Here is a 23,967-nt window from a genome sequence, read left to right on the forward strand (position 1 = left end):
TAACCGTAAAATATAAAAGCACAAACCTAGGTTTGTGCTTTTTACGCTTTAAATATATGGAGCTTTATTGGTAAACCTTGGGCAAGTAAAAACAGCAGTTGCTAACTTGTACTTTTATACTTCGTATTTAATCGTGTAAGTTTATTAAATAACTTAATAACAACTCCCAATAATGTTAATTAAAAGCTAGCCATGCATCTCAAACATATCAATAACTCTTTTAAAACTTTCATTTTATTTGCACAATTTATTGCCATACTAAAACCTACGTATATAAATCGTTTTGGGGTAAGTATGACAACAATTAAACGAAGTCGTTTAAAAGCGCCTAGCGTTAACACTACAAAAACTAAGCTCGCATTTTGCCTGCTTAGTGCCACGGTACTTTTAACTGCATGTGGCGAGCAGATAAAAAGCGAAAGTACACCTGCCTCCCCAGAAACCAAAAGCGCTAAAAACACGCTTATAAATACCGATGAATTTAATATTAAAGCCATGGTAAAGCTGCCACAAACTGTAGAGTGTACGCTTGAAAACGGCTTACAAACTCAGTGTGCTCAGATTGTTTTAAAATATCAGCCCGACAACATTGAAGTCGGCCCTTTTTGCCCAGAAACACTCGACGACGTAGGCGGAATTTGGGATTGGGATGGCACCGATGCGGGGCTATATAGGTTAGATAAAGCATTTTTAACCATGCTTAACGAGCAAGGTTTTACCTTTTACGATGAAGACGGCAATGTGCATATTGTTGATAACGCGACCATTCGCCCAACAGTTGATCATGCATGTATTAATGTATCGGTAGATAAAAGCGTAGAAATTACCGCCCTTTTACCACTGCACCCTGTTATGTCTGAGCAATCAACAGCGCTGGGCACTGTATCTAAAGTGGGTATAGCGCTTGCGGGTGTGCCTATTTTTTCGGATGCGCCAAGTGTGCAACATACTAGGCATTTACCCGCGCTTGATACGTGCGCAGGTCATATTGATCCAGGCGGTTGGTACCACTACCACGGCACCGCCAGTGATATAGACAGCGTATATAAACACGAACATGTAAACGCCAACTGTAATAATTTAGCGCAAAAGCCAAGCGCCCTATTTGGTTATGGCTTTGATGGCTACCCAATTTACGGAAGCCAAGAAATTGATGGTACATCCCCAACCGAGCTTGATAGCTGTAATGGCCACACAGGCCCCGTGGGTGAAAGCGGCATAGTTACTTACCACTACCATGCAAGTAATACATTCCCTAACTTACCTAAGTGCTTAAAAGGCGTGGTTGCACAAAACAACTTTACGACCACAGCACAAGCGGGTGTAGGGGCCAAGCCACCTGAAGGCACTGAAATATCTCGCCATGAACCACCTGGTGGCGCTCCAAAAGCGGGTGGCCCTAACGGCGGCATGTCACCACCGGGGTTTGCTGAGGCTGCTAACAAACTAGGCGTTAGCGAAGAAGTGCTTATGCAAGCAATGCAAAAAGCCGGCGGACCTAATGCCGATTTAACGGTTGTAGCAAAGGCACTTAACGTAAAACTGGAGCAATTAAAAGCAGCCCTACCCGAAAAACCTAAACGCTAATTAACCTAAACTCTGGTTAGAGATTTACTAACATATTGAACCATGGTGATATTTAAGTTTATTTTCTCTAGCTAGAAACTTTCAGTGAAAATAAGGCAAATTTACGCGTCAATAGCTGGCCTATTGCAAGTAAATTAAGCGCGGTTAGCACTGAAAATAGCTGCTCGAGATAGATTTATTATCCAAATTCAGGCTAATTATAAATTACGTTAAGTGTTAAAAGCACTTGCCGTAACAATTAGTTACGCAACTTATAGCCTATAAAAGTTCCTAAAATCGTCAAAAGTGTGAGAAAACGTTGGCTTGTGTCAAGAACAGTAAACGTTAGTAAAAAGCTGTAAACACGCCCCTGTTATCGGTTACATGTCAGTTACCATTCAGTTTAAAGCGCTAGTATTGAACCCAGTTATGTAACAACATACACGAGGCACTAGTATGAAACTGACTCAATTACTCCCTGCTCTACTTGCCATAAGTGCAGTATCTGGCGCTGCATATGCAGCACCCAATGAGCGAGAACACGCAAAAAGTTTTAATAATGAGCGCGCAAAACGCATCGAATACAAACGAGATGAGCGCCGCGATGACAAAAAACAGCGTATAGAATATAAAAAAAACGACCGTAAAGAGCGCAAACAAGCCAAACGCGAGCACCACAAAGAGCAAAAGCGCAAAGTTGCCCATTACAAACAGCAGCAACGCACTCGTAATTATTTTAGACATAATCGCCACAACGTAGTGACCTACCGGCCTGGGCATTATTTTAATCATTTACCGCGCAATAGTGCTTCAATCAGATTTAATGGCATTACGTTTACATTTAGTGATGGTATTTACTACAGAAAAGCAAAAAGAGGCTACCACGTAGTTAAGCCACCAAGAGGCTTAAGAATACGCTCACTACCAAGGCATTATTCACACTTTAAACGCCATAATACCACTTACTATACCTACCAAAATGTATATTACGTGGCAGATAATAATGGTTATAGAGTAGTTGATGAGCCTAAAATAATGGTTAATCAGGCTATTAAGGTAGGCAGTGCTAAAAATTATGATTTAGGGCAAACCTACGACACCCTCCCTATTTCGGCAGAGGCAGTCACGATTAACGATCAACAATATTTTAAGTACCAAGATATTTATTTTTTACCGCAAATAAACGGTGACGAAATAAAATATTTAGCGATAAATTTAGGGTAATAGTAATAAATTTTAAAAGCTCAGCACTTAACTGCTGAGCTTTTTATTCAATGTAACCCGATCTAGGATGCACCTTAATTACTAAAACACACCCATTAACCACCTAACAGTGACCGCTAATGAACTAGCTAGAAAAAAGCCCGAAAATGCCATAATGCCTGTAATAAGAAGGATTCCACCACTATCATTTAACTTTAAATATAAAGCGAATAGAAAAAAATAAGCTACCCAAATAATAAAGTTAATGAAAAATTGATAAAAGTAATTATCTGCAAAAAATAAAACTATGGGGATATAAACTGCTAAAATAAAAGGAAATATCAACAAAAAAAGAACAAAAAGATATGAGCTTGTTTCGTATATAAATATTAGTGATGCTTTCCCACCCCCTCGTTTAGCCAATTTCCTGCGGTATTTAATATTATCTTGCTGTGTGGATTCCTCTAATGATATGTTCATCTTTTTAGCGTTGTTAGAAATACTTTTATCTCTAATTTTTTGCTTGTAAGACAGTAAATATCCTTCTATTGACCCACACAAGACCAATAAGGTCATAAATAAAAATCCATAGTACCCATACTCAGGCTTTAACAAGGACATAAACATTTTAATTCCTTTTACATTATTGAGTACGTTTCACACACCCTAAGCTTACTAATAATGTGCTGTACACACGTACTTTTATCTACAACCCATAATCCATAACTTATTGGCAGTATATCAATATTAGCGCGGCTAAATAATTTATAGGTATCGAGCTCAAAAAAATCAGCCCATGGCCCTGGAAAGCCAATTAAATTAATCGCAAGATATCGTCCATTATACCGACAAAGAATATCAACATCCGTTCCGGCTATCGTGTAACCAGCCCACGTTTCTATTTTTAAACTAGTTAATTCGCAGATAACTCTTTGCTGAAATTTATCAATATCAGAGGTTACATTGTGAGCTGCTTCAAACTGCGTTATTGAACTTATATAACGTCTTAGTAAATAATGCTCTGGCAATTGCGTTTCATCTATTGATAAAAATACACATTGTTTTTGCCTCGCTCGTGTAATACACACATTAAATACATCTGCTTTATTAATATAAGCCGCAGCTCTTTTAGCATTATTATCTAGCGCAAAAGAGATAAGCATAATGTCTCGCTCCTCGCCTTGAAAACCAAATGGAGTGGCAGATCTCAGTTTATACTTTATTATCTCAGCTTCATTAAAGTGAGTTTCTATCTCTTTGGTAATATAATCAGCTTGGCTTCTAAAAGGCGAAACAACCCCAATGCTATGGCTGATCCCTGCGCTTTTATCATCATCAATTTGTTGCTTAATCGTGTTTATAATACTGCTCGCCTCAAGATGATTAATACCTGAACTATCTCGAGTTCCATTAACACGTTGTACCAGTAAGTTACCCGTACTTGTACAAGGTCTGTGCTGCATTATTTTTAACTTTGATTGATAAAAATGTTCGTTACTAAAATTAATTAACTCAGGCTTGCTTCTAAAATGTTCATCTAAAAATGCCAGTTGTTTATTATCGTTTAATGCATTTAAGGTCAGATCTAGAATAGAGTTATCACGATAGCTCATAACGCCTTTATCGCTAAAGCTCACATTATTCTTAGACATAAGTTGGGCTTCTTTGTTTTTTGCCAAAAAAGAGTAATGTTTTAACTGCTTAGTATCACCGACAATAATCGCTCTTTTTGCGCGATAAAGTGCTGGTAAACAACTACTGATGTTACATTGTGTCGCTTCGTCAATAATAACTAAGTCGAACATTTCGGCTTTTAACGGTAGTACTCTATACAAGGTATTTAAACTTACGAGCCACACCGGAAAAGCCGATAATAAAGCCTCGTATTCTATATTATCAAAAAGCTCAAACTGTCTTTTAGATGTGCGACTACGAATAGCTTGGTTAAATGCGTTTAACGATTTACGCTGAGTATCAATTAGCGCTTTAAGGTTTTTATTTTTTAACGCGCTTAAATAACTACTCGCCAGTTTTTCTCTTTTAAGTTGTTGGGTATTTATTTGCTCTAACGAAGACCACTGCTTTGCTAATTGCTTAATACCACGACGAGCAAATTTAATGTATAAATTGCTAAGCCATTCGATATTCTTATCTTCAAGATTTTTGAGTCTTTTACCTCTAATTATGGCTCGGTGGCAAAACTGACTAAAGCGCAGTTCTAATTCATTTAATGAGGTATTTAGCTTGTTTAGTTCAGACTCAATAAGCGCGGGGTTATCTTGTTCATCCGCTAAGTACCCTGCTAATAAATCGGCAATATAATCTTTTAATTTTTTTAAAAATTCTTTTTGTCCGGCGCGTATGGATACATCGCTTAGCCCAAAGTTTTCATCAAGTTTATCGGCTATTACATCCAGTGCGGGATTATTGTTTGCTACAATAAGCACCGACTCTCCTCGCGCCATATGTTCGGCTGCGATCGCTGCAATTGTGTAGCTTTTCCCCGTACCTGGCGGTCCTGAAACACACCCTAAATTAATATTTGCGGCAATTGAGGTAACTTTCTTTTGCGAAGCTGATAATAACCCAGGCAAATAATCGTATTTCAAGTTTTTATTTTTAATTGAAGGCTTCAAAGCGTCAATTAAACCGTTAATAGGCGGTGATAGTTTATCTGATTCAATGATTTCTTCTAGCTCATGCAGCACACCCCGGCTACTATTTGAGCGCTCAACAAAAACCAGTATAGAAGCAGGTAAAAGTGTTGGGGTTTTACTTTTTAAGGCTTTTTTTATTTCGTCAGAATCAGCAAGTTCAGGGTAGTTTAAAAGCTCAAATAGGTTCAGCGCTATCGGGCTTTCTTTCAATAATGAGGTCCAAAAATAAGCTGACTGAATATCAGCCGTTTCATCGATACTTGTAAGCTTGTTACCCTGTGGTATTAATAGTTGAGTTAATGATTCATTTATATCCGGTTGAGTATCAGTAAGAGAAAAGTAATAGTCACCCTGATCTTTTTCAATAACGGCTTCATTAAATAAAATAGGCGAAACAACCTGCTTTATCTCGCCCTTAACTTCTATGTTACCAACGAATATAAAGCGTGCATAAAGTAGTACCCGTTCGCGTTGATACACCTCTACACGCTTCATCATTTGCTTAGCAAAATCTGCAGGAATTGGAAGACGTGGTAAAAATCCAGAACCTAAATCATCTCGGCCTTGAAGAACAAAGCGATCCTCTTTTTTTAATTTATTTAGATTCCATAAATTTAAATCCGCGCTATCTTCTTTGTAGCAATCGCGATAATACGACAGGACGTTTTTACTACTCAAAATTTAATTCCATTTAAAGTTAGACACTTAAATTACGTTCGAAATTTACAATATCAACGCCGGCTTTTACTTTGTATAACTGTGCTAAGCGACCGCCAGATTTAACTTTTTCATCTAGTGTTTCAAACATACCAGAAGCTTCAATGCGCCTTATTATACTTTTACGCTGAACAGGTTTACCTATAATAGTTTCAATGACTGACTTAAATTGCCCTACGGTAAAATGCTCTGGCAAACAATAAACCGGCGCCATTGAGTACAATGCCTTTTGTTTTAAACGAGCTTTAGCTTGCTCAATAATATACTTGTGATCAAAAGCCACTGGCAAATTATTTACCTCATCTATATCTATCCACTTTGCATCATCAACCGTTTCTATATGGGTTGATACTTGCGCCTCTGCAATTAAAGCAAAATAAACTAAAGTGACACTAAACCCTCGAGGATCGCGATTAATGCCTGAGTATGTCTGTAACTGCTCTAAATATTGAGGCGCCACACTGGTTTTTTCTTTAAGCTTTCTAAGCGCAGTCATACTTACGCTATCGTCAATATCTACGTCGACAAACCCACCGGGTAGCCCCCACCGCCCTGCAAATGGCTCACTCGCACGCTTAACCATTAGTACTTTTAGAGCACCTTTTTTAACAGTAAATAACACACTATCGACTGTAAATAATGGGTTTTTGTATTCGGTAATATCGTAATGGTTAATCACAGCACGCTCACATCAAGTTAAGGTCTTAGTGACACAATAAATTAAACGCATTTCAATATCAACCTACCTTAAAAATTACAGACATATTATTAGTTCAGTGATTTAGTTTAAAAAACAGCTTGATTACTATAGGTACATTTGATAATTTAATTGTGTCGCTAGGACACAAACATTAAAAGGACAAAAAATGAAAATATTTAGCTATAACTCAACAGGAAGCAAATCGTTAGTTGATTATGATCACTTTACTTTTTCAGGTGGTGAAGAGCATGTCAGATTCAACACTGCTAATTTTTCAGACTCTATCAAAATAGAGATTTTTGAACGATTAACCAATTCTTCAAAAATGGTTAGATTAATGATTGCTGTTGATGCGTTAAAAAGATTAACAAATGAAAGCACACCTATCGAACTCGTTATTCCTTATTTTCCCTATGCACGCCAAGACCGAGTGTGCGTTGAAGGGGAAGCGCTAGGCGCTGCAGTTATGGCAAATTTTATTAATAGCTTACAATTTTCAAAAGTAACTATTTGGGATGCGCATAGCGATGTATCCCCAGCTTTAATTAATAGAGTAACTAATGTTGAGCAAATTTCGTTACTTGGACGCTGTGAAGAACTTAGCCAACGTTTAGCAAAAGGCGAACTAACGCTTATTTCTCCAGATGCGGGAGCAAGTAAAAAAACGATTAAAATTTCAGAAAAATTCGATGGCGTACCCGAGGTTATTCAAGCTCAAAAAGTAAGAAACTTAAAAACAGGCGAAATAATAAAAACAGAAATTATTGGTAATGTTAAAGGTAAAAACGTACTTATTGCTGATGACATTTGTGATGGCGGCAGAACGTTTATTGAACTTGCGAAGGTACTAAAAAGCAATGGTGCTGCTGAAGTTTCTCTTTTTATAACTCACGGTATTTTTTCAAAGGGACTTGATGTTTTTGAAGGCCTAATAGAGCGCATTTATACAACTGATTCGTTTAAACCGGCTAATGAGTTTAAAAATAGTAACACCATTAGTTTACAAATAATTGAGATGTAAGGAAAACACCATGACTATTACAGCTGCAAGTATGCAAAAAGATGTTTATAAAGAATTTCATAGCCGTGCTTATCACCCTGATGTAAGTGAAGTATATGCAAACTTTACATCAAGAAGCGGAAAACTTAGCAACATAGAAAATAACGATAGAGTTGCGTTTGTTGGTCTTCAATACTTTATTAAAAGTTATCTTTTAGAAGAATGGAATGAGTTTTTTAAACTAGATAAAGCAACTGCCGTTGCTAACCATAAACGTATAATGAGCTCAATGCTTGGCTATACAGTTGATGTAAAGTATTTAGAAGATTTACATGATTTAGGTTACTTACCATTAAAAATTAAAGCGTTACCAGAGGGAACATTAGTCCCTTATTTAGTTCCACCTATGACGATAGTAAACACTAAAGCTGGCTTTCAATGGCTAACAAATATGATTGAAACTGTATTGAGCTGCGAAAACTGGCCAATACAAACCAGCACTACAACCTCTGTTGCATATTTAAAAGTATTCAAAGAGTTTGCAAAAAAAACAGGGACGCCGATGGAGTTTGTTCCCTTTCAAGGCCATGACTTTAGCTTTAGAGGTATGTTTGGCAAACACGCTGCGGCAATGAGTGGCTTTGGCCATTTAGCATCAGGACTGGTAGGTACAGATACCATACCCGCTGTTTTATTTGCAGAAAAATATTACGGAGCAAATGTAGATAACGAGCTAGTTGGCTGCTCTGTAGATGCAACTGAACATTCGGTTACCTGTTCATGGATTATGGAAGGTGAAATAGAGTTTTTTAAGTACTTAATGAAAGAGCAATCACCAAAAGGGATTTTAAGTGTTGTGTCTGACACATGGGACTTTTGGACACTTGTTACTGACTACTTGCCTCAGTTAAAAAGCGAAATAATGGCGCGCGATGGCACCTTAGTTATACGCCCCGATTCTGGCGACCCTGTCAAAGTATTAACAGGTTACAAAGTTTCACCAGTATCTGATTACAAGGATTTATTTGAAACACAAAAAGAAGCTGAAGCTGACGTTATTAATAAAGGGTATGAAGCGTATCGCTTTAATGGTCAATATTATGGATTTGAAGATAGCAACACTATTGAGCTGATGGAATGTGAAGTTAAAGGGCTTATAGAGTGCCTATGGGATACATTTGGCGGCACAATAACAGCTAAAGGCTATAAACTGCTTGATGATCATATTGGTGCTATATATGGTGACGCAATAACACTAACTCGCCAACGCCAAATTTTACAGCGCTTAATGGATAAAGGCTTTGCTTCAAAAGTCGTACTTGGTATTGGCTCATACAGCTACCAATACGTAACACGTGACACACATGGCTCGGCTGTAAAAGCAACGAGTGTAGTTAAAGCAGGTGAACGTTTAGCTATTTTTAAAGACCCAAAAACTGACTCAAAGAAAAAATCGGCTAAAGGGCTCTTAAAAATAGACAGAGTAAATGGCGAACTAACCTTATTTGATGACGTAACCGAGCAAGAAGAAGCTAAAGGCCTATTAGAAGTTGTTTTTGAAAACGGTAAAATAGTGAAAGAAACAACACTAAGTGAAATTAGAACTTTAATAGATACACAAATTTAATTGTTAAGATAATCTAATCTCAAAAGAGCAAGTTGCGCTAAGCATCTTGCTCTTTTGACATTAAGTCGGCCATTCGTTGGTTAATTTCTTGCTCACTTAAATCTTCTTTATGGGTGCCTATGGTCCAAATATGCCCGAATGGGTCTTGTAGGGTGCCGGCTCTATCACCGTAAAACTGGTCGTGCACTGGGCGTACTTCTGTAGCGCCAAGTTCAATTGCCTTTTTAAATACGCTGTCTACATCTTCTACGTAAAGCATTAAACTTACCGGTGTGCCACCAAGTGCATTGGGGCTTTTAAATGACTCGTCCGGGCATGAGTCCGAAATCATAATATGGGAGTCGCCAATTATAATTTCAGCATGGGCTATACCGCCCTCTGGCAGCGGCATTTGCATTACTAACTGCGCATTAAATGCATCACGATAAAAACAAATAGCTTGCTGAGCACCTTCTATAATTAAGTACGGTGTTACCGAACTAAACCCTTTGGGAATTGCTGAAACAGTCATAACGCTCTCCATTATTTTTTATGGGTGTATGTATTTAGCCTATAGGTTAAAAACACTTCTTTCAACGTGTTAACTCATTTAAGTCACTATAATTAAATTAGCCAATTTGTGGTCAATAACTATACTAGCTGTAATATATATCTTACTTTTATTTGCTTAGGACTTTTATAATGTTAGCTAAAATTAGCCTAGCCGCTAGAAAGTATAAAGCTCTGAAGTATTTAGTTTTAAGCTGGTGTGCTTTATTTGCCCACCAAAGCGTGGCTAAAGTTGTGATTGCCATTGTAGGTAAAACAAAAAACGACTCTTTTTATCAGCAAGCCTTCAAAGGCTGTTTGCACTTTAGTAGTGAGCACCCTGAAATAGAATGCAAGTACGATGGACCAAAAGACTTTCAAGATATTCGTAGCCAATCTATGGTCATTAATAGGTTAGTTGATCAAAAAATAGATGGGTTAATTGTAGCAACAACCGACTCTCAGCATTTGGTCACTCGTTCATTAATGGCGCTTAAAAGTAAAAACATTCCTGTTATAACGTTTGATTCTGATCTGCTTGAAAAACACCAACAGTACCGCCTAGCCTACGTTGGCAGTAACAACTTCGACTTTGGCGTTGCCTTAGGCGAGCAAGTAAAAAAACTGACCAGCAAAGCAAACAATACGCTTTGCATGCAGTCGGGGCACCATACAACCCCTAATTTAAACAAGCGTATTGCTGGGGTTAGGTACGCGCTGTCTGATCAAGCGACAGCGCACCTATCAGGTAAAAACGGCTGGCGCGAACATAGTCGCTGCCCCTTATTTAGTTTAGGTAAGCGCGAAGAGTCACTAAAGCAGTTAATGCATTTATTAAAAATGGAGAACCCACCCATTTTTTTAGCTGTGGCGGGGTTTGCACAGTTTAACCCTCATTACGTAAATGCCTTAGCGCCTTTTAAGCAACGTATTGCCGATAAAGACATTATTATTGTTTCTGCCGATACAGAAGAAATACAGCTCAATGTGTTAAGCAGGGGTCTATCTTCGGCTAACATAGGGCAAAACCCTTTTGAAATGGGCCGCTTGAGCACCAAGCTAATGCACGACTATATTTTATATAATAAAAAGCCTGCGCAATCTCACTACTACACCGACTTTCATTACTGTACCCAAAGTAACGCCTCACAGTGCACTGTTAATCATTAATACTTTACCCTGTTAACTGGGGGTATGCCCTTTTAAGTACGATGCAGCGCACTTTAGCCAGCGTATTATTGCTCTAAGTTTAAACGTTGGTGCCACGCTGCAATGCTTTCATCGGGGTATTCATCAAACTGTTTATCATTCTTTTGAATATGCGGGGTAACCCAATTGGCCTTACTGGCAAGCATTAAATGGGTGTGCTCTGGCGGTACGGGTAATTCGCTGTCTATTGCGCCAGCAAAGGGGTGAACTTGCTCAGGCCATCGCGAATCATATAACCACAAGTTACTGCTACAGTGCTTACAAAAATGGCGCTCAGCGGGGCTGGTTTTATCACCCACTTTGGCATGATAAACAGTAATATGTTCACGCCCTGTAACCTCAAGCGTGCTGTATTGTGCGTTCAAGTTTATAACAAACCCGCCACTGCCGGCCGTTTTACGACAAATAGAGCAGTAACATAAGTTATAAGGATAAGGGTGTTTAGAGCTCACACTAAACGTTACTTTGCCACAGTGGCAAGCGCCTTTAAGCTTCATAATAAATCCAATTAGTTACTGTTTAGAGTTAATACCATAACCAGTTAGCCATAAAAAAACCACACCCTTTACTGGGTGTGGTTTTTATTTTCTAAAGCGTTTTGTTCTAACGCTGCCAAAATCTTAAATTGCGCAATGTTTCAATAAATTTATCTGCAGAGTGCATGTTTAAATCTATCCACCCATCGTCGGCTTTACCATCAAGCCCTGCGGCTTCAAATAATGCCATGGCATCTTTTGTGTAGCCTATGTATTTCATGTGCGCGAACGCATCGCTCACAAAGTCTTTTGCCTCAGGAATACCAGAAAGCTTCTTAGCGCCCTCTTGCGTTGCAAGTACCATCACCGCATCGTAAAGCACCGAAGGGCCGCCATTGATTACTTGATCCGCTGCTACATGCTTACCTTTACTACAACATGCACCCCCTACTTGTGCGGCCACAATTTCGTAGTTAGCACCTTCAGCGTCTAAGGCATTTGTAACCGAATTAAAAATATCAGCATCAAAGCCATCGCTCACTAAAATACCTAACTTACGACCTTTAAAGGTATCTGGCGCATTTTTTAAAATACTTAGCGCATCTGATACAGGTAAATCGTTACGCGTTGGCATAGCAGCTTCAGCCGGCTCTGGCATATCTTGCAGGCGCAGGCCTTTTGCAACTTCTTGCGCTAATGTGTTATCTACATTTAATAAGTGCGAAACCACACGCTCACGAATCGGCACATGCTCTACTTTTGAAAGCTCAAATACAAATGCATATTGAATGTGCGCTTGCTCTACTTCTGTTTGGCTTAAGTAAAATTGGCGCGCTTGGCTGTAGTGATCGCTAAATGTTTCTGAGCGATAACGCAGCTTATCTCCACCGCTTACTTCTGGCTCGCTTGAGCTTTTAAAGCCATGCACTGGGCATTCGCGGGGGTTATGCTCATCGCCGCTCCACGAGTTTGGCTCGTAGTTAGCACGCCCTTTAGGGTTATGCATTGCCATGTGGCCATCTTGTTGAAAATGACGCATTGGGCATTTAGGCGCATTAACCGGAATATGCGTAAAGTTAGGACCGCCTAAGCGTTTGGTTTGAGTATCTAAATACGAAAAGTTACGCCCTTGCAGTAATGGGTCGGGTGTAAAATCAAGCCCAGGTACAATGTTTTGAGTACAAAAAGCAACTTGCTCTGTTTCGGCAAAAAAGTTATCAACTACACGGTCAAGCACCATGCGGCCCACAATTTTTACGGGTACTTGCTCTTCAGGTATAAGCTTGGTGGCATCAAAAACATCAAATTCAAATTCATCAGCAAATTGCTGATCAAACACTTGTACACCCAGCTCCCACTCTGGGAAGTCGCCTTTACCAATAGATTCCCACATGTCTCTGCGATGAAAATCAGGGTCAGCACCATTGAGTTTAAGCGCTTCGTTCCACACTACTGACTGCATTCCGGCTTTTGGTTTCCAATGAAACTTAACAAATTTTTCATCGCCATTTGCATTAATAAATTTAAAGGTATGAACACCAAAGCCTTCCATAAAGCGTAAAGAGCGCGGTATGGCTCTATCTGACATGGCCCACATAATCATATGAATTGACTCAGGTGATAAACTTACAAAGTCCCAAAAGTTATCGTGCGCGGTTTGCGCTTGTGGAAAACCTCGGTCTGGTTCAGCCTTAGCTGAGTGAATTAAATCAGGAAACTTCATCGCATCCTGAATAAAAAATACAGGTATGTTGTTACCCACTAAATCCCAGTTTCCTTCTTGGGTGTAAAATTTAACAGCAAACCCGCGAACATCACGTGCTAAATCGGGAGACCCTTTATTCCCTGCCACAGTTGAGAACCGTGCAAATACCGGTGTTTTTTCACCTTTGCGCTGAAAAATATCAGCACAGGTTAAATCTTCAAGCGTATCGTAGGTTTCAAAATAACCATGAGCACCGTAGCCTCTGGCATGTACCACACGCTCTGGAATGCGTTCGTGATCAAAGTGAAACAGCTTTTCGCGCATTATATGATCTTCTAATAAACCTGGGCCGCGCTTGCCTGCACGTAATGAGTTTTGATCGTCGCTAACAGGGCACCCTTGCGCGGTGGTCATCGTTGGGTATTCATCAGAAGCCTTTTGATGTAATTCGCCACCATGCCCTTTATTGCCTGAGTATTTAAATGATTCAGCCATGTTTAGTCCTTCATACAATTTGATTTAATGGGTCGATAGTTTTTATGAGCTTTAAAACTAAAAGCGACTATGCAAATGCAAAATAAAGACCAGCCATCCAACCTAGTAAAAAAGGGCTGTACAGACAAAAAAGTAGTATTTGAGGTAATTTATAAAAGAAAAAATTACACAGGTGTGTAACTTTTTCAGGCAAAAAAAAGAGCACTTATAAAGTGCTCTTAGGCTTAAGCCTTAATCTTTATTCTCGTTAACTAAAATAACTTTTCGATGTGGGAATGGAATTTCGATATTGTTTTCATCAAGGGCTTTTTTAATCAGCTCTGGCACCGTGTATAAAATTTCGAAGTAGTGCTCGCCTTTACAAAAAGGTCTTACTAAAAAGTCTACCGAGCTGTTGTTTAGTGTTTCTACTTCAACAAAAGGAGCTGGGTCTTTTAGTATGTGTGGGTGAGCCTCAAGCACGCTATCAATAACTTTGCGAACAGCGTCGGTGTTTTCATCGTATGCCACACCAAAGTGCATATCTACGCCGCGAATAGGATGATGCGAGTGATTAATAATTTGCGCTCCCCAAATTTGGCTATTTGGGATAATAACTTGCTGATTATCGAACGTTTGCAAAATAGTTGTAAACATATCAACCTCGGTAACTTTACCAAAGCGCCCTGCGGCTTCAATAAAGTCGTTTACTTTGTAAGGTCTAAATATAAGTAACATTACACCTGCAGCTAAGTTAGACATAGCACCTTGCAGCGCTAACCCAATAGCTAAACCTGCCGCACCTAATAGCGCAATTATTGAAGCTGTTTGCACACCAAAGCGGTTTAACACGGCAATAAATACAAACGCTAAAATAACATAGCGCGCCATACTTCCTAAAAAGCGAAACAGCGTGTCATCAAAGTGAGTGTATTTATGGCATAAACTAATAATCATATTACGTACTTTACCCGCAAGCCATAAGCCTATTAGTAATATAACAATTGCCATTAGAATATTTGTTGCCCACATTACTGCTGCCGGCAAATACTGATTTACATCAATATTATTTATTATCTCGTCCATTTTATTGTTCCTGTTAGGCTGGTTGTAAATATAAAAGCACATTAAACACTCCATGTTAACTTTTTATTAACCTACCTACGAGTTTTATATCGTATTTTTATATAAAGCAGCTCTATTACGTTTTAAATTTAAATAATCCTTTAATACAAATTACCTCTGGTTTTAAAAAGTAAATTTACCGATAATTGCACCTGTAAATCTCGTGTAGCAGTTAGGTTACTGCTCGCTAAATATTAAAAAGGACTATTATGAAAAAACATTCCCTTCTACTTATGGCCTCCGCACTTACCTTCTTTGTAGGCTGCACAACAACTGTCCCAGTTAAAAATTTTGAGGACCATCCAATTCCAAAAATTTCTTCAACGAATAGCGATCTTCAACAGATCGAAAAAGGGATAGTTAAAGCCTGTATAAAACTAGGGTGGGAGTGTACACCTGAATCTGCAGGAGTAATTAATGGTGTTTTGAACATTAGAACCCACCAACTAACAGTTGCAATTAACTTCGATGAAACTGCTTATAGTGTTAGCTACGTTAGCTCTAAAAACCTTAATTACAATGGCAAAAAAATTCACCGTCAGTACGTAAATTGGGTCACAAACTTAATACGTCACATCGACGCTGAAATGATCTAACTTATTATTGTTTACGGTTGTAGCCTACCTACTTGGGCTACAATAATTCTTTAATTTAGGCATGACACAAAATAAACCGACTACTTAGTGAACAATTCAAGATTTTCATTCGTATAGTTTTACCTATAAACAAAAAAATTAAGTTATTGATACCCAATAATTAAAAATTTCTCTTTAATTATTCAATCTCTAATTTTACTCAGTCCTTACATTTGTAAATAAAGCCAATGTGTTCTAAACCTTTAAGAGACACCTTGTTAAGGAGCGTTGTTATGCCAACAACAAATACGATTAATAAACACTCTGAATTTGCCCGCTGCATTGAATGCAATAAGGTAAACACATTTGCGGCTTTTCACTGGCTAGCACTGGCATTTAAAGACATGACCCGTGCGCCCATATTGAGCCTTATTTACGGGGTAATATTTACCCTTATTCCTGTTGCTATTGTTTACTGGGCAATGTTTACAGGTACATATTTAGTAATACTGCCTGCAACCGTGGCGTTTGCATTAATAGGCCCAGCCTTTGCGGCAGGCCTTTACGATGTAGCATGGGAGCTTGAAAAAGGCCATAAACCCACACTTAGCCACTCTATAAAGTCGATGTTTAGAAACCCAGTAGGCGAATGGGGCTTTGCAATAATGCTAATGGTTATCATGATTGCTTGGATGCGTTTAGCCGCGCTTGTGCATGCTTTATATCCTAGCCACGCCAATCCCACCTTTGAAGAGTTATCGGCGTTTTTAACGTTAGGCAGCATAATAGGAGGGGTATTACTGGTGACTGTATTTTCGCTTTCTGCTTTTGCTCCACAAATAATGATGGAGCGACGAGTAGATATTATGACCGCTGTAATCAGCTCTATGAACGCTGTAAAAACTAACTTTGCCGCTATGGTGGTATGGTCAATTTGTATATTTGTATTGGTAGCTGTTGGTTTTGTTACCGGCGCCACGGGCTTTATTGTAATTATGCCTTTGCTTAGTTACGCCAGTTGGCATGCTTATATTGCAGTTATTAAAACCAAAAAACCTCGTGGTTATGAGTAACAACCAAGCACTTAAAATTCCAACCACACTGACTAAAAATAGCGCCAAAAGGCGCTATTTTTTTATCAGCCTAGCAAAGCAAGCTTTGCTTAAAATACCCAAATAGCATGTAAAAAGGGCTGGTTTTCTATTTTATTAGTCCCTAACTTGTTGTACCAATAGCGCCACTCTACCCCTACCATTAACTGTTGCGGGTTTAAATTAAAGTTTTGCCCTACATCCCAATGCACAGCGGGTTGAGCAAGCAACCACTCATTAACTTTATTGCCTAGTTCGTCATCACGCCCAGAAATATATTCTACGTGGCCGGTAAAATAAAATGCTTGGCTAGCTAGTGTAAAAGGTGCACCCCATGCAAGGTCTATAAAAATGCTGTTGTCTTGCTTGGCTAGCTGATCTTTTTGCACACCGCCGTTGGCATCAATGTAACCTGCAAAAGTGGTTGTTAAAAAATCAAAGCCTGGGGCATCCCAGCTGAGCTTGATGCCTGGGGTGTATTTCATTAACCCCTCTTCACCGGCGTTTATACCAAACACTAAACCTGTGTCTTTTATTGCACCATAACGCACAGAGGTATCAAAGGCTTTTGATAAGCTAAGTGTTGTGTACCACTCGCCATATATACCCGTATCTTGAAAACCATCACTAAGGCTGTCGTTTAAAAAGTCGATAAAAAAGTAGTTATCACCTAAGTCATGCTCTGAGGCATGCTCTATGGTGTAGGTGCGTGTAAATGACGACTCCCCGGTAAAGGGATTTAAGGCATCGCCAAAATTTGTGTGAAGCTGTGTGACGCTCCAATTTTCTGCTAGTGCTGAGTGAGACAAAAGCAGTATAGATGTTGTAAACAGTGTTTTTAAAAAATTCATGATTTATTTACATAACCCCAATTAAAATGCGGCGGGAGTATATCAGTGAGCATTCACCAACTAAAGAGATTAAATAAGTACAAAGGCTGATTTTTAAAATCTAAGCAGTAAAGCCCAGTAACGCGGCTTTAAAAGAGCAGCGTTAGCCCTGTATAAAACACCTGAATTAATCATTACGCAGGTAATAAATAAGCGCCTTTATATTTTGTATACCCTTGCTTAGCTTATTTACTGGGTTTTATTTAGAGGTTGTAGCACGTGTAATATTAAGGTGAGCTTTAAAGGCAATTTAATAACGGCGTGAATTGTAAGGCTAGGTACTTTAGGTAGATGTATTACACAGACTACGCCTTATTGAGCATAAACAAATTTCAACTCTTTCGATAAACAGCCACAGCTTTTTTACTACTGTGCACAATTTACAAAAATAAGTGCATAAAATTCATATTCTACGCCTCTCCCTTTTTAACTCTACGTACCCAAGTAAAAATAAAATACTAAATATCAACAACTTAAACAAATAAACTTGGTAGGCATAGGCTTTGCTTCATGTATTGCAAGTTAAATGGTAGCAATGGCTACATACAACAAATTACACAACGGGAGACATTATGAGTAACTCACAACACCCAATTGAATTTACAGCCCCAGGTATGGATAACGAATCAGCAAAAAAAACAATTGAAACACTCGATAACCGACTCGTAGCGCTTTTAGACTTACAACTTACTTTAAAGCATATTCACTGGAATGTAGTAGGCCCAAGCTTTATTGGTGTGCATGAAATGTTAGACCCACAAGTCGATGCTATTCGCGAAATGACCGACACCATCGCAGAGCGTATTGCTACATTAGGCGGTACGCCACAAGGTACACCTAAGTCAATTGTAGAGCGCCGCACATGGGAAGAATACTCATTAGGTAAAGCCTTTGTAGTAGAGCATTTAGGTGCATTAGACAAAGTATACAGTGGCGTAAACGCCGACCACCGCAAAGCTATTGGCACGCTGTCTGAATTAGACCCAGTATCAGAAGATATGATCACTAGCCAGCTAGGTGACTTAGAACAGTTTCAATGGTTTGTACGTGCACACATTGAATCGTCTGCAGGTAAACTAAATCATTAATCTATTACCCACTTTGCCATTCAAGGAATGTTAATAAGAGCTAAAGGACTAATAAAGATACAAGGATACGTTACATAAGTAGGTACAGGATGAAGTGCAAACTACAAGGACCCGTTGCTTATTACATAAAGGATGTAGTAAATGCACCAAGGATGATTAAAGCTTGCTAACGGATTTGGTAAACCTACAAGGATTGTTAAAATGCAAACGCTTAGCATACCTATACTAAGCGTTTGTATTTTTACCACTTTAAAGCTTAAAACTATCCCAAGGACCAGTAATAGCCAACGTTTTAGTTGGCATGTATACGTTTACAAACAAGGTTTGCCCGTCAGGTGAAAAACACGCCCCAGCAAGCTCTGTTTGCGCATTCAATTTAGCAAAATTATACACCTCTCCTTTAGGTGTTACCCCGCGTAAATGGTTATTCACCGTGTCAGTGTATTGATCCTCACATACAATTAAATGCCCGTTAGGCGCTACCGTTAAATTATCACCAAAGTTGTATAACGACTCGTTTGTACTTTCTACAAATAGTTGTATTTTACCAGGCTCATTTTGCTCTAACTCAGTGCCTTCGTTTTTTGAAGGTGTGTACTTCATTACCTGACCTAACTGCTTTTTGCCCCCATTAGTACAGCAAAAATAAAGCTCATTTTTACCCCAATGTATTCCCTCTCCTCTTGCAAATAAGGCTGCACCGTTTTTATAACCTTGCTTACGTAGGTCATCATTTGGGCTTTTAGGGTCTGTGAGCGTTATCCATTCAACTAAAAGGTCGCTGTGTAATGGCATGGCCGGTGAATCCCAATTTCGGCTATCAAACTGAGGCTGGTTTTTAATTACCATCGCTTGCAATGTGCCGCCTTTATTTAACTTATCGCGATGATGAGGAATAAACCGATAAAACAAACTATCGCCTCTATCTTCAGTTAAATAAACAATACCGGTTTGTGGGTCTATTGCGGCGGCTTCATGATTAAAGCGGCCCATATCATATAATGGCTCTGGCTTAATTAGGCCTTTGGTGCTGGCTGGTACCTCAAAAATGTAACCGTGAGATTGAGACAAGCCATCGCTTTTATCCATAACGGTTTCTTCGCAGGTTAGCCAACTCCCCCACGGCGTTACACCGCCTGAGCAGTTTCTTATTGTGCCACACAGCGATAAATACTCTTGCTCGCGCTTTTGCTCTTTTAAGTTATAAATTATATGGCTAGTGCCCCCAGGCAAAGCTACACCATTTTTAAATGAATCATAGGCTAAGGGGGTTTTGTGATTACTAATTAAATCAGACGCTTTATTAATGTGTTTAGGTTGTAACTCATGGTTACGTATAAGGGCTACGCGTTCGTTATCTAATGCAATACAACCCATACCATCAGCACGGTCGGGTACGTCTAAACCATCATCCATTTTATCGCCAAGTGCCGATATAACCCGATAACTAAAGCCTTTAGGTAAATCTAATAAGGCCTGAGGGTCGGCTATTAATGGGCCATAAGCAGGTAACTTTGTTGTTACTTCAGGTAAAGCAACGTTACCCATTGCGCTGCGCGATAAGCCAATAAACGCAAGCGAGCCTGCACTAAATAAAAACTCTCTTCTAGAAACCATTATTTTATTCCCGTGTTTTTTATTAAATCTATAGTAAAGGAAATAACCCGCTAGAAGTGCGGCGCTTTGCTAAATTCATCAAAATGTAATAATGTAACATTCCATCCGTACCAGATAACAGTTAATTCAACTTTAAATAATTGCCCTCACTGTTTAATAGTAGGATAGTAAGTTACTCAAATAACAACGGCTTAATTAGGAGTATCATGATCAAAGTATTACTAGCAACCAGCTTAATGGCCTCTTCATTCGCAGCTTTAAGTAATCCACTCACCGTTGAAGAACAGCGCATCAGCAAAGCACAAACAGCAATGCCCACTGTGTTAAACGCCTTTAATAAAGAAGTAACCACCTTTGAGCAACAGTTTAAAGCGCTCAATAACTTTAAAGAGGCAAAGCAGCTCATTCAAACCTATAGTTTTGAGCTGTGGGAAAGCGCTAAGCAACGCATTATTAAAACTAACAATTATGACGACCGAGCACTTTACTGGGCGCGCTTGCTTTCAAGCAAAGTAATACGTACAACCGAAGCTAACGTTGAGCTATCTGACGCGCAAATAAATACGCTGCTAAGCATGCTTGAAGAGGGCAGCCGAGGCCGCACCGATTTAGCTTTTTCATCAGGCAGTGATAAAAAAATTATACTTACCGGATTTGACCCTTTTTTACTCGACAAAAATATCAACCAAAGTAACCCATCTGGGGTCGCCGCATTGTTACTCGACGGCCAAGTTATTAATTACAATGGCGTTAGCGCCGAAATTAACACGGTTATGGTACCAGTACGCTACGAAGACTTTGACCAAGGTATAATAGAATCACTCCTTGCCCCCTACTATGCACTTAATAACGTCGACATGGTTGTAACGGTTAGCATGGGCAGAACCGAGTTTGATTTAGAGCACTTCCCAGGTAAACGCCGCAGCGTAACCGCGCCAGATAACGCCAATATTGTCTACGGCGGTACGCAAACAAGCCCTGTTATACCCAAGTTAAATGGCCGCCCATTACCTGGTAATGAATTTGTAAAATTTAGCCTACCAGTAAGCGCCATGCAAAACGCCAAAGGCCCATATAAAGTAATCGACAACCGCGAAGTAACTACACTTGCTAAAACCTTTAAAGCGGGCTCGTACGGCGCGCTTAAAAACAGTGTTGCAGTAAATGGCGGCGGGGGTGGTTATTTGTCTAACGAAATATCGTATCGTAGTATTCGACTGCGTGACGCGCTAAATTCGAGCATTCCTACTGGGCATATCCATACCCCGCGTATTCAACAATTTGAACCAGAAACAGAAGCCAACATAGTTAAACAAATTAAAGCAATGCTCACGCAAAGCTTAGTGGCATTATAATAAAGCTAAGCAATTAATATACATAAAAAAAAGGGCAATATTAATTGCCCTTTTTTACTTTTGCGTGTTAGCTCTTCGGGTAGTTAGATGGGAAAAACGCACGTTTGGCTTCTTCATCGAACTCTTTTTTAAAGGCGACATCGGTGCCAATTTTGCGTGCACGCGCAACCGCTGGGCGGCTATCAATGCTTTCAAACCAACGCTTTAAATTAGGGTATGGCGTTAGGCCTTCTTCACCAAGTACTACTGGCGCTTTATCAATCCAACCCCAAGCAGATACATCAGCAATGGTGTATTCATCACCCACTATAAAGTCGCGACCTTCAAGGTGTGCATCAAGCACTTCGTAATGGCGCTGCGCCTCACGCAAGTAGCGGTTAACGGCGTAATCAAGCCCTTCAGGCGCCATGTGTCTAAAGTGTACACTTTGCCCCGAATACGGCCCAAGGCCAGATGCTATAAACATTAACCATGAAAGCATTTCGGCGCGATTCTCTGGCTTACCTGCTAACTTACCGTGTTTTTCACTTAGGTACATTAATATAGCGTTCGAATCAAACACACGAGTTTCACCATCAACAATGGCTGGTGCTTTTGCATTAGGATTGATGGCTTTAAACTCAGGTGTGTGTTGCTCACCTTTTAAGGTATCAAGTGGCACAAGTTCAAACGGTAGGCCTGTTTCTTCTAAAAACAAAGCAACCTTCATTGGGTTAGGTGTATGGTGAAAATAAAATTTGATCATAAAACGCTCCTAAAAGTAGTAGCTACAATTAAACCACAACTTGAGCAGTCGTTCAAAAAATAGTTAGCTAAAATACTTAACCAAACAGCTCACCTGCATTAACCCTGCCCCAATATAAATAAATGTAACGCGCGCTTCTTCTTGTGCCTTTTTAATAAGCGCTACCAAAAAAGTGACTACAATAATAATTACACTTAATGCTAAGCCATATAAAAAAGAGCCACAAAAATGAGGTAAAACTGCAAGCAATCCCGCAATAATTACTGCGCCATAAAAAGCTACAAGCATACGAACGTTAAACAATATCCCAAGCAATGCAGTTATAAACGCAGACGCATATAAAATTACAACTTCCCTAGGCCATTCATAATTGAGTGGGGTTTCAAAACTAAAATTGGCAGTGCTAACACTATTAACAGCGGATGAAGACGCGTGTATAAAAATACTAACTAATAAAGCACCAATAAAAAATGCAGCAAATGCCGAGACTGCACCACCGCCTGTATACCCTGCTTTCTCTTTTTCTATCACTATAACCACAACACTCAGTGCCGCACTAAGCTGAAACCATTGCCAGTAATCGTTGCTAAAAAGGGGGATTGCAGCAAATCCAATAACGGGTACTAATATTTTGGCTTCTTTGTTTTTGTGTAATAAATAAAAAGCCATAATAGCTATATAAAACAATGCCGTTACATCAGGCATAAAATCTACTTCCTTTTAAATCTCAACACTATTTCTACATTTAGGAAATGCACTACAGCCAAAGAACGTATTTCCTATATTAGTACCTTTCTTTGCTTTACGTAGTACCATTTTCTCACCGCAACGTGAGCATATCTGAGTTTCTGAGCGTTCTTTTTTTGGCGCCTGCTTATGTTCAATAATTGTTTTTACATGGCTTACATGTTGGCGATTTGTTTTAAAACTTGGCTTTAATTTTCCGCTTTCAATTGTATTTACTATATCGTTTTTAGTATTAGCACTAAGTACTCGCTCGGTTTTACTTTTAATGTACTCAATACCGCCGCGTGCAAACCTAATATTTTCAGGTAGTTTAGTTTTAAATGTGCTGTCGCCAATAAAAATAATAACCGAAAATAATGCGTTACTGTTTATACCTAAACACGACTCAAGTGTTTTTAAATGCTTGTAGTTTTGATGCAGGGGGTTTTGAAATTTTGATGAGTGTTTAAAAATTTTTTGTGTCCACATTTTTTGATTCGCTGAACCAAAAATCCAACCTTTCATGTTTTTAGTTTCCACCACAAACACACCAAACTCAGACACAATAATATGATCAATTTGCGTAGTACCATTTTCGATGCCGTTTTCAAAAGTAGGCAGCGTCACATTTTTAATTAACGTGTAATCTGCCTTATTTAAAAACAGTTTAATTAGCACATTAACTTGCCACTCTCCTATCGCTCCTTTAAACCAAGGTGTTTTAAAAACCCCAATACAAATAAACAGCGGTATAAAATACCAAAGCTGGCCTAATAACGTGGCCAAAATCGTAGAAAAATCCATATTTAGTTAATCCTTTAAGCTATACAAATGGCATAATAGAGCCGCGAAATTTAACAAAAATAAACTAGCAGTACACTTAATAATGCACG

21 protein-coding genes are annotated in these 23,967 nt (G+C 39.1%); 9 read left to right on the forward strand and 12 right to left on the reverse strand.

Annotated features, from left to right (window positions below; translation table 11 throughout):
• Positions 1-294: 294 nt before the first annotated feature.
• A complete protein-coding gene (locus tag PSH50_RS06150) occupies positions 295-1,587 on the forward strand; it encodes a YHYH protein (protein WP_273609398.1) in 1,293 nt (430 codons plus the stop codon).
• Positions 1,588-2,022: 435 nt separating this feature from the next.
• Positions 2,023-2,790, forward strand: coding sequence for a DUF6515 family protein (locus PSH50_RS06155; protein ID WP_273609399.1), 768 nt, complete (start codon positions 2,023-2,025; stop codon positions 2,788-2,790).
• A gap of 81 nt (positions 2,791-2,871) precedes the next feature.
• Here the strand turns inward: PSH50_RS06155 and PSH50_RS06160 are convergent, their stop codons facing one another.
• The 3 genes from PSH50_RS06160 to PSH50_RS06170 all read right to left on the reverse strand — a co-directional run bounded on the left by PSH50_RS06160 (position 2,872) and on the right by PSH50_RS06170 (position 6,822).
• Positions 2,872-3,345, reverse strand: a complete 474-nt coding sequence (locus PSH50_RS06160; protein ID WP_273587196.1) for a hypothetical protein — start codon at positions 3,343-3,345, stop codon at positions 2,872-2,874.
• Between the two features lie 62 nt (positions 3,346-3,407).
• Positions 3,408-6,104, reverse strand: coding sequence for an AAA domain-containing protein (locus PSH50_RS06165; protein WP_273587195.1), 2,697 nt, complete (start codon positions 6,102-6,104; stop codon positions 3,408-3,410).
• Positions 6,105-6,123: 19 nt separating this feature from the next.
• Positions 6,124-6,822, reverse strand: a complete 699-nt coding sequence (locus PSH50_RS06170; RefSeq protein WP_273587194.1) for an NUDIX domain-containing protein — start codon at positions 6,820-6,822, stop codon at positions 6,124-6,126.
• Positions 6,823-7,009: 187 nt separating this feature from the next.
• Between PSH50_RS06170 and prs the strand changes: the two genes are divergently transcribed.
• Together prs and PSH50_RS06180 are read left to right on the forward strand one after the other, a co-directional pair.
• A complete protein-coding gene (gene prs / locus PSH50_RS06175) occupies positions 7,010-7,864 on the forward strand; it encodes a ribose-phosphate diphosphokinase (RefSeq protein WP_273587193.1) in 855 nt (284 codons plus the stop codon).
• Between the two features lie 10 nt (positions 7,865-7,874).
• Positions 7,875-9,470, forward strand: coding sequence for a nicotinate phosphoribosyltransferase (locus PSH50_RS06180; protein ID WP_273587192.1), 1,596 nt, complete (start codon positions 7,875-7,877; stop codon positions 9,468-9,470).
• A 37-nt stretch (positions 9,471-9,507) separates the two neighbouring features.
• Here the strand turns inward: PSH50_RS06180 and PSH50_RS06185 are convergent, their stop codons facing one another.
• On the reverse strand, positions 9,508-9,981 hold the full coding sequence (locus PSH50_RS06185) for a VOC family protein (protein WP_004588872.1): 474 nt from the start codon (positions 9,979-9,981) through the stop codon (positions 9,508-9,510).
• A gap of 170 nt (positions 9,982-10,151) precedes the next feature.
• Here PSH50_RS06185 and PSH50_RS06190 point away from each other — a divergent pair, with 170 nt between their 5' ends.
• Positions 10,152-11,168 (forward strand): substrate-binding domain-containing protein, encoded by a 1,017-nt coding sequence (locus PSH50_RS06190; protein ID WP_273587191.1) that lies wholly within the window; start codon positions 10,152-10,154, stop codon positions 11,166-11,168.
• Positions 11,169-11,233: 65 nt separating this feature from the next.
• Here PSH50_RS06190 and PSH50_RS06195 read toward each other — a convergent pair whose 3' ends face one another.
• From PSH50_RS06195 to PSH50_RS06205, 3 genes are all read right to left on the reverse strand, one after another.
• The gene (locus PSH50_RS06195; protein WP_024033251.1) at positions 11,234-11,704 is read right to left on the reverse strand and encodes a GFA family protein; all 471 of its coding nucleotides are present in this window, start codon (positions 11,702-11,704) and stop codon (positions 11,234-11,236) included.
• 106 nt (positions 11,705-11,810) lie between these two features.
• Positions 11,811-13,883: a catalase gene (locus tag PSH50_RS06200; RefSeq protein WP_273587190.1), complete on the reverse strand. Its 2,073-nt coding sequence runs from the start codon at positions 13,881-13,883 to the stop codon at positions 11,811-11,813.
• A gap of 231 nt (positions 13,884-14,114) precedes the next feature.
• Complete coding sequence (locus PSH50_RS06205; protein ID WP_004589490.1) at positions 14,115-14,948, reverse strand: mechanosensitive ion channel family protein; 834 nt, start codon at positions 14,946-14,948, stop codon at positions 14,115-14,117.
• A 248-nt stretch (positions 14,949-15,196) separates the two neighbouring features.
• Here PSH50_RS06205 and PSH50_RS06210 point away from each other — a divergent pair, with 248 nt between their 5' ends.
• Positions 15,197-15,583: a hypothetical protein gene (locus PSH50_RS06210; RefSeq protein WP_064386431.1), complete on the forward strand. Its 387-nt coding sequence runs from the start codon at positions 15,197-15,199 to the stop codon at positions 15,581-15,583.
• Between the two features lie 272 nt (positions 15,584-15,855).
• Positions 15,856-16,635 carry a DUF2189 domain-containing protein gene (locus PSH50_RS06215; protein ID WP_273587189.1) on the forward strand — a complete coding sequence of 260 codons (780 nt, stop codon included), beginning with the start codon at positions 15,856-15,858 and terminating at the stop codon, positions 16,633-16,635.
• Between the two features lie 89 nt (positions 16,636-16,724).
• On the opposite strand, the gene PSH50_RS06220 is transcribed toward PSH50_RS06215, so the two are convergent.
• Positions 16,725-17,504: a nucleoside-binding protein gene (locus tag PSH50_RS06220; RefSeq protein ID WP_055252763.1), complete on the reverse strand. Its 780-nt coding sequence runs from the start codon at positions 17,502-17,504 to the stop codon at positions 16,725-16,727.
• A gap of 611 nt (positions 17,505-18,115) precedes the next feature.
• Between PSH50_RS06220 and dps the strand changes: the two genes are divergently transcribed.
• A complete protein-coding gene (gene dps, locus PSH50_RS06225; RefSeq protein WP_121637928.1) occupies positions 18,116-18,631 on the forward strand; it encodes a DNA starvation/stationary phase protection protein Dps in 516 nt (171 codons plus the stop codon).
• Positions 18,632-18,880: 249 nt separating this feature from the next.
• Here dps and PSH50_RS06230 read toward each other — a convergent pair whose 3' ends face one another.
• Positions 18,881-20,248, reverse strand: a complete 1,368-nt coding sequence (locus PSH50_RS06230) for an alkaline phosphatase PhoX (protein WP_273587188.1) — start codon at positions 20,246-20,248, stop codon at positions 18,881-18,883.
• A 206-nt stretch (positions 20,249-20,454) separates the two neighbouring features.
• Between PSH50_RS06230 and PSH50_RS06235 the strand changes: the two genes are divergently transcribed.
• A complete protein-coding gene (locus PSH50_RS06235) occupies positions 20,455-21,603 on the forward strand; it encodes a hypothetical protein (protein ID WP_273587187.1) in 1,149 nt (382 codons plus the stop codon).
• 67 nt (positions 21,604-21,670) lie between these two features.
• Here PSH50_RS06235 and PSH50_RS06240 read toward each other — a convergent pair whose 3' ends face one another.
• From PSH50_RS06240 to PSH50_RS06250, 3 genes are all read right to left on the reverse strand, one after another.
• The gene (locus PSH50_RS06240; protein ID WP_096042278.1) at positions 21,671-22,348 is read right to left on the reverse strand and encodes a glutathione S-transferase family protein; all 678 of its coding nucleotides are present in this window, start codon (positions 22,346-22,348) and stop codon (positions 21,671-21,673) included.
• Positions 22,349-22,411: 63 nt separating this feature from the next.
• Entirely contained in the window at positions 22,412-23,053 is a 642-nt protein-coding gene (locus tag PSH50_RS06245) for a hypothetical protein (protein ID WP_244151714.1), read from the reverse strand.
• A gap of 15 nt (positions 23,054-23,068) precedes the next feature.
• The gene (locus tag PSH50_RS06250; RefSeq protein WP_273587186.1) at positions 23,069-23,878 is read right to left on the reverse strand and encodes an NERD domain-containing protein; all 810 of its coding nucleotides are present in this window, start codon (positions 23,876-23,878) and stop codon (positions 23,069-23,071) included.
• Positions 23,879-23,967 lie beyond the last annotated feature (89 nt).

This window comes from Pseudoalteromonas sp. Angola-7 (genome assembly GCF_028599255.1).
GTDB lineage: Bacteria > Pseudomonadota > Gammaproteobacteria > Enterobacterales > Alteromonadaceae > Pseudoalteromonas > Pseudoalteromonas atlantica.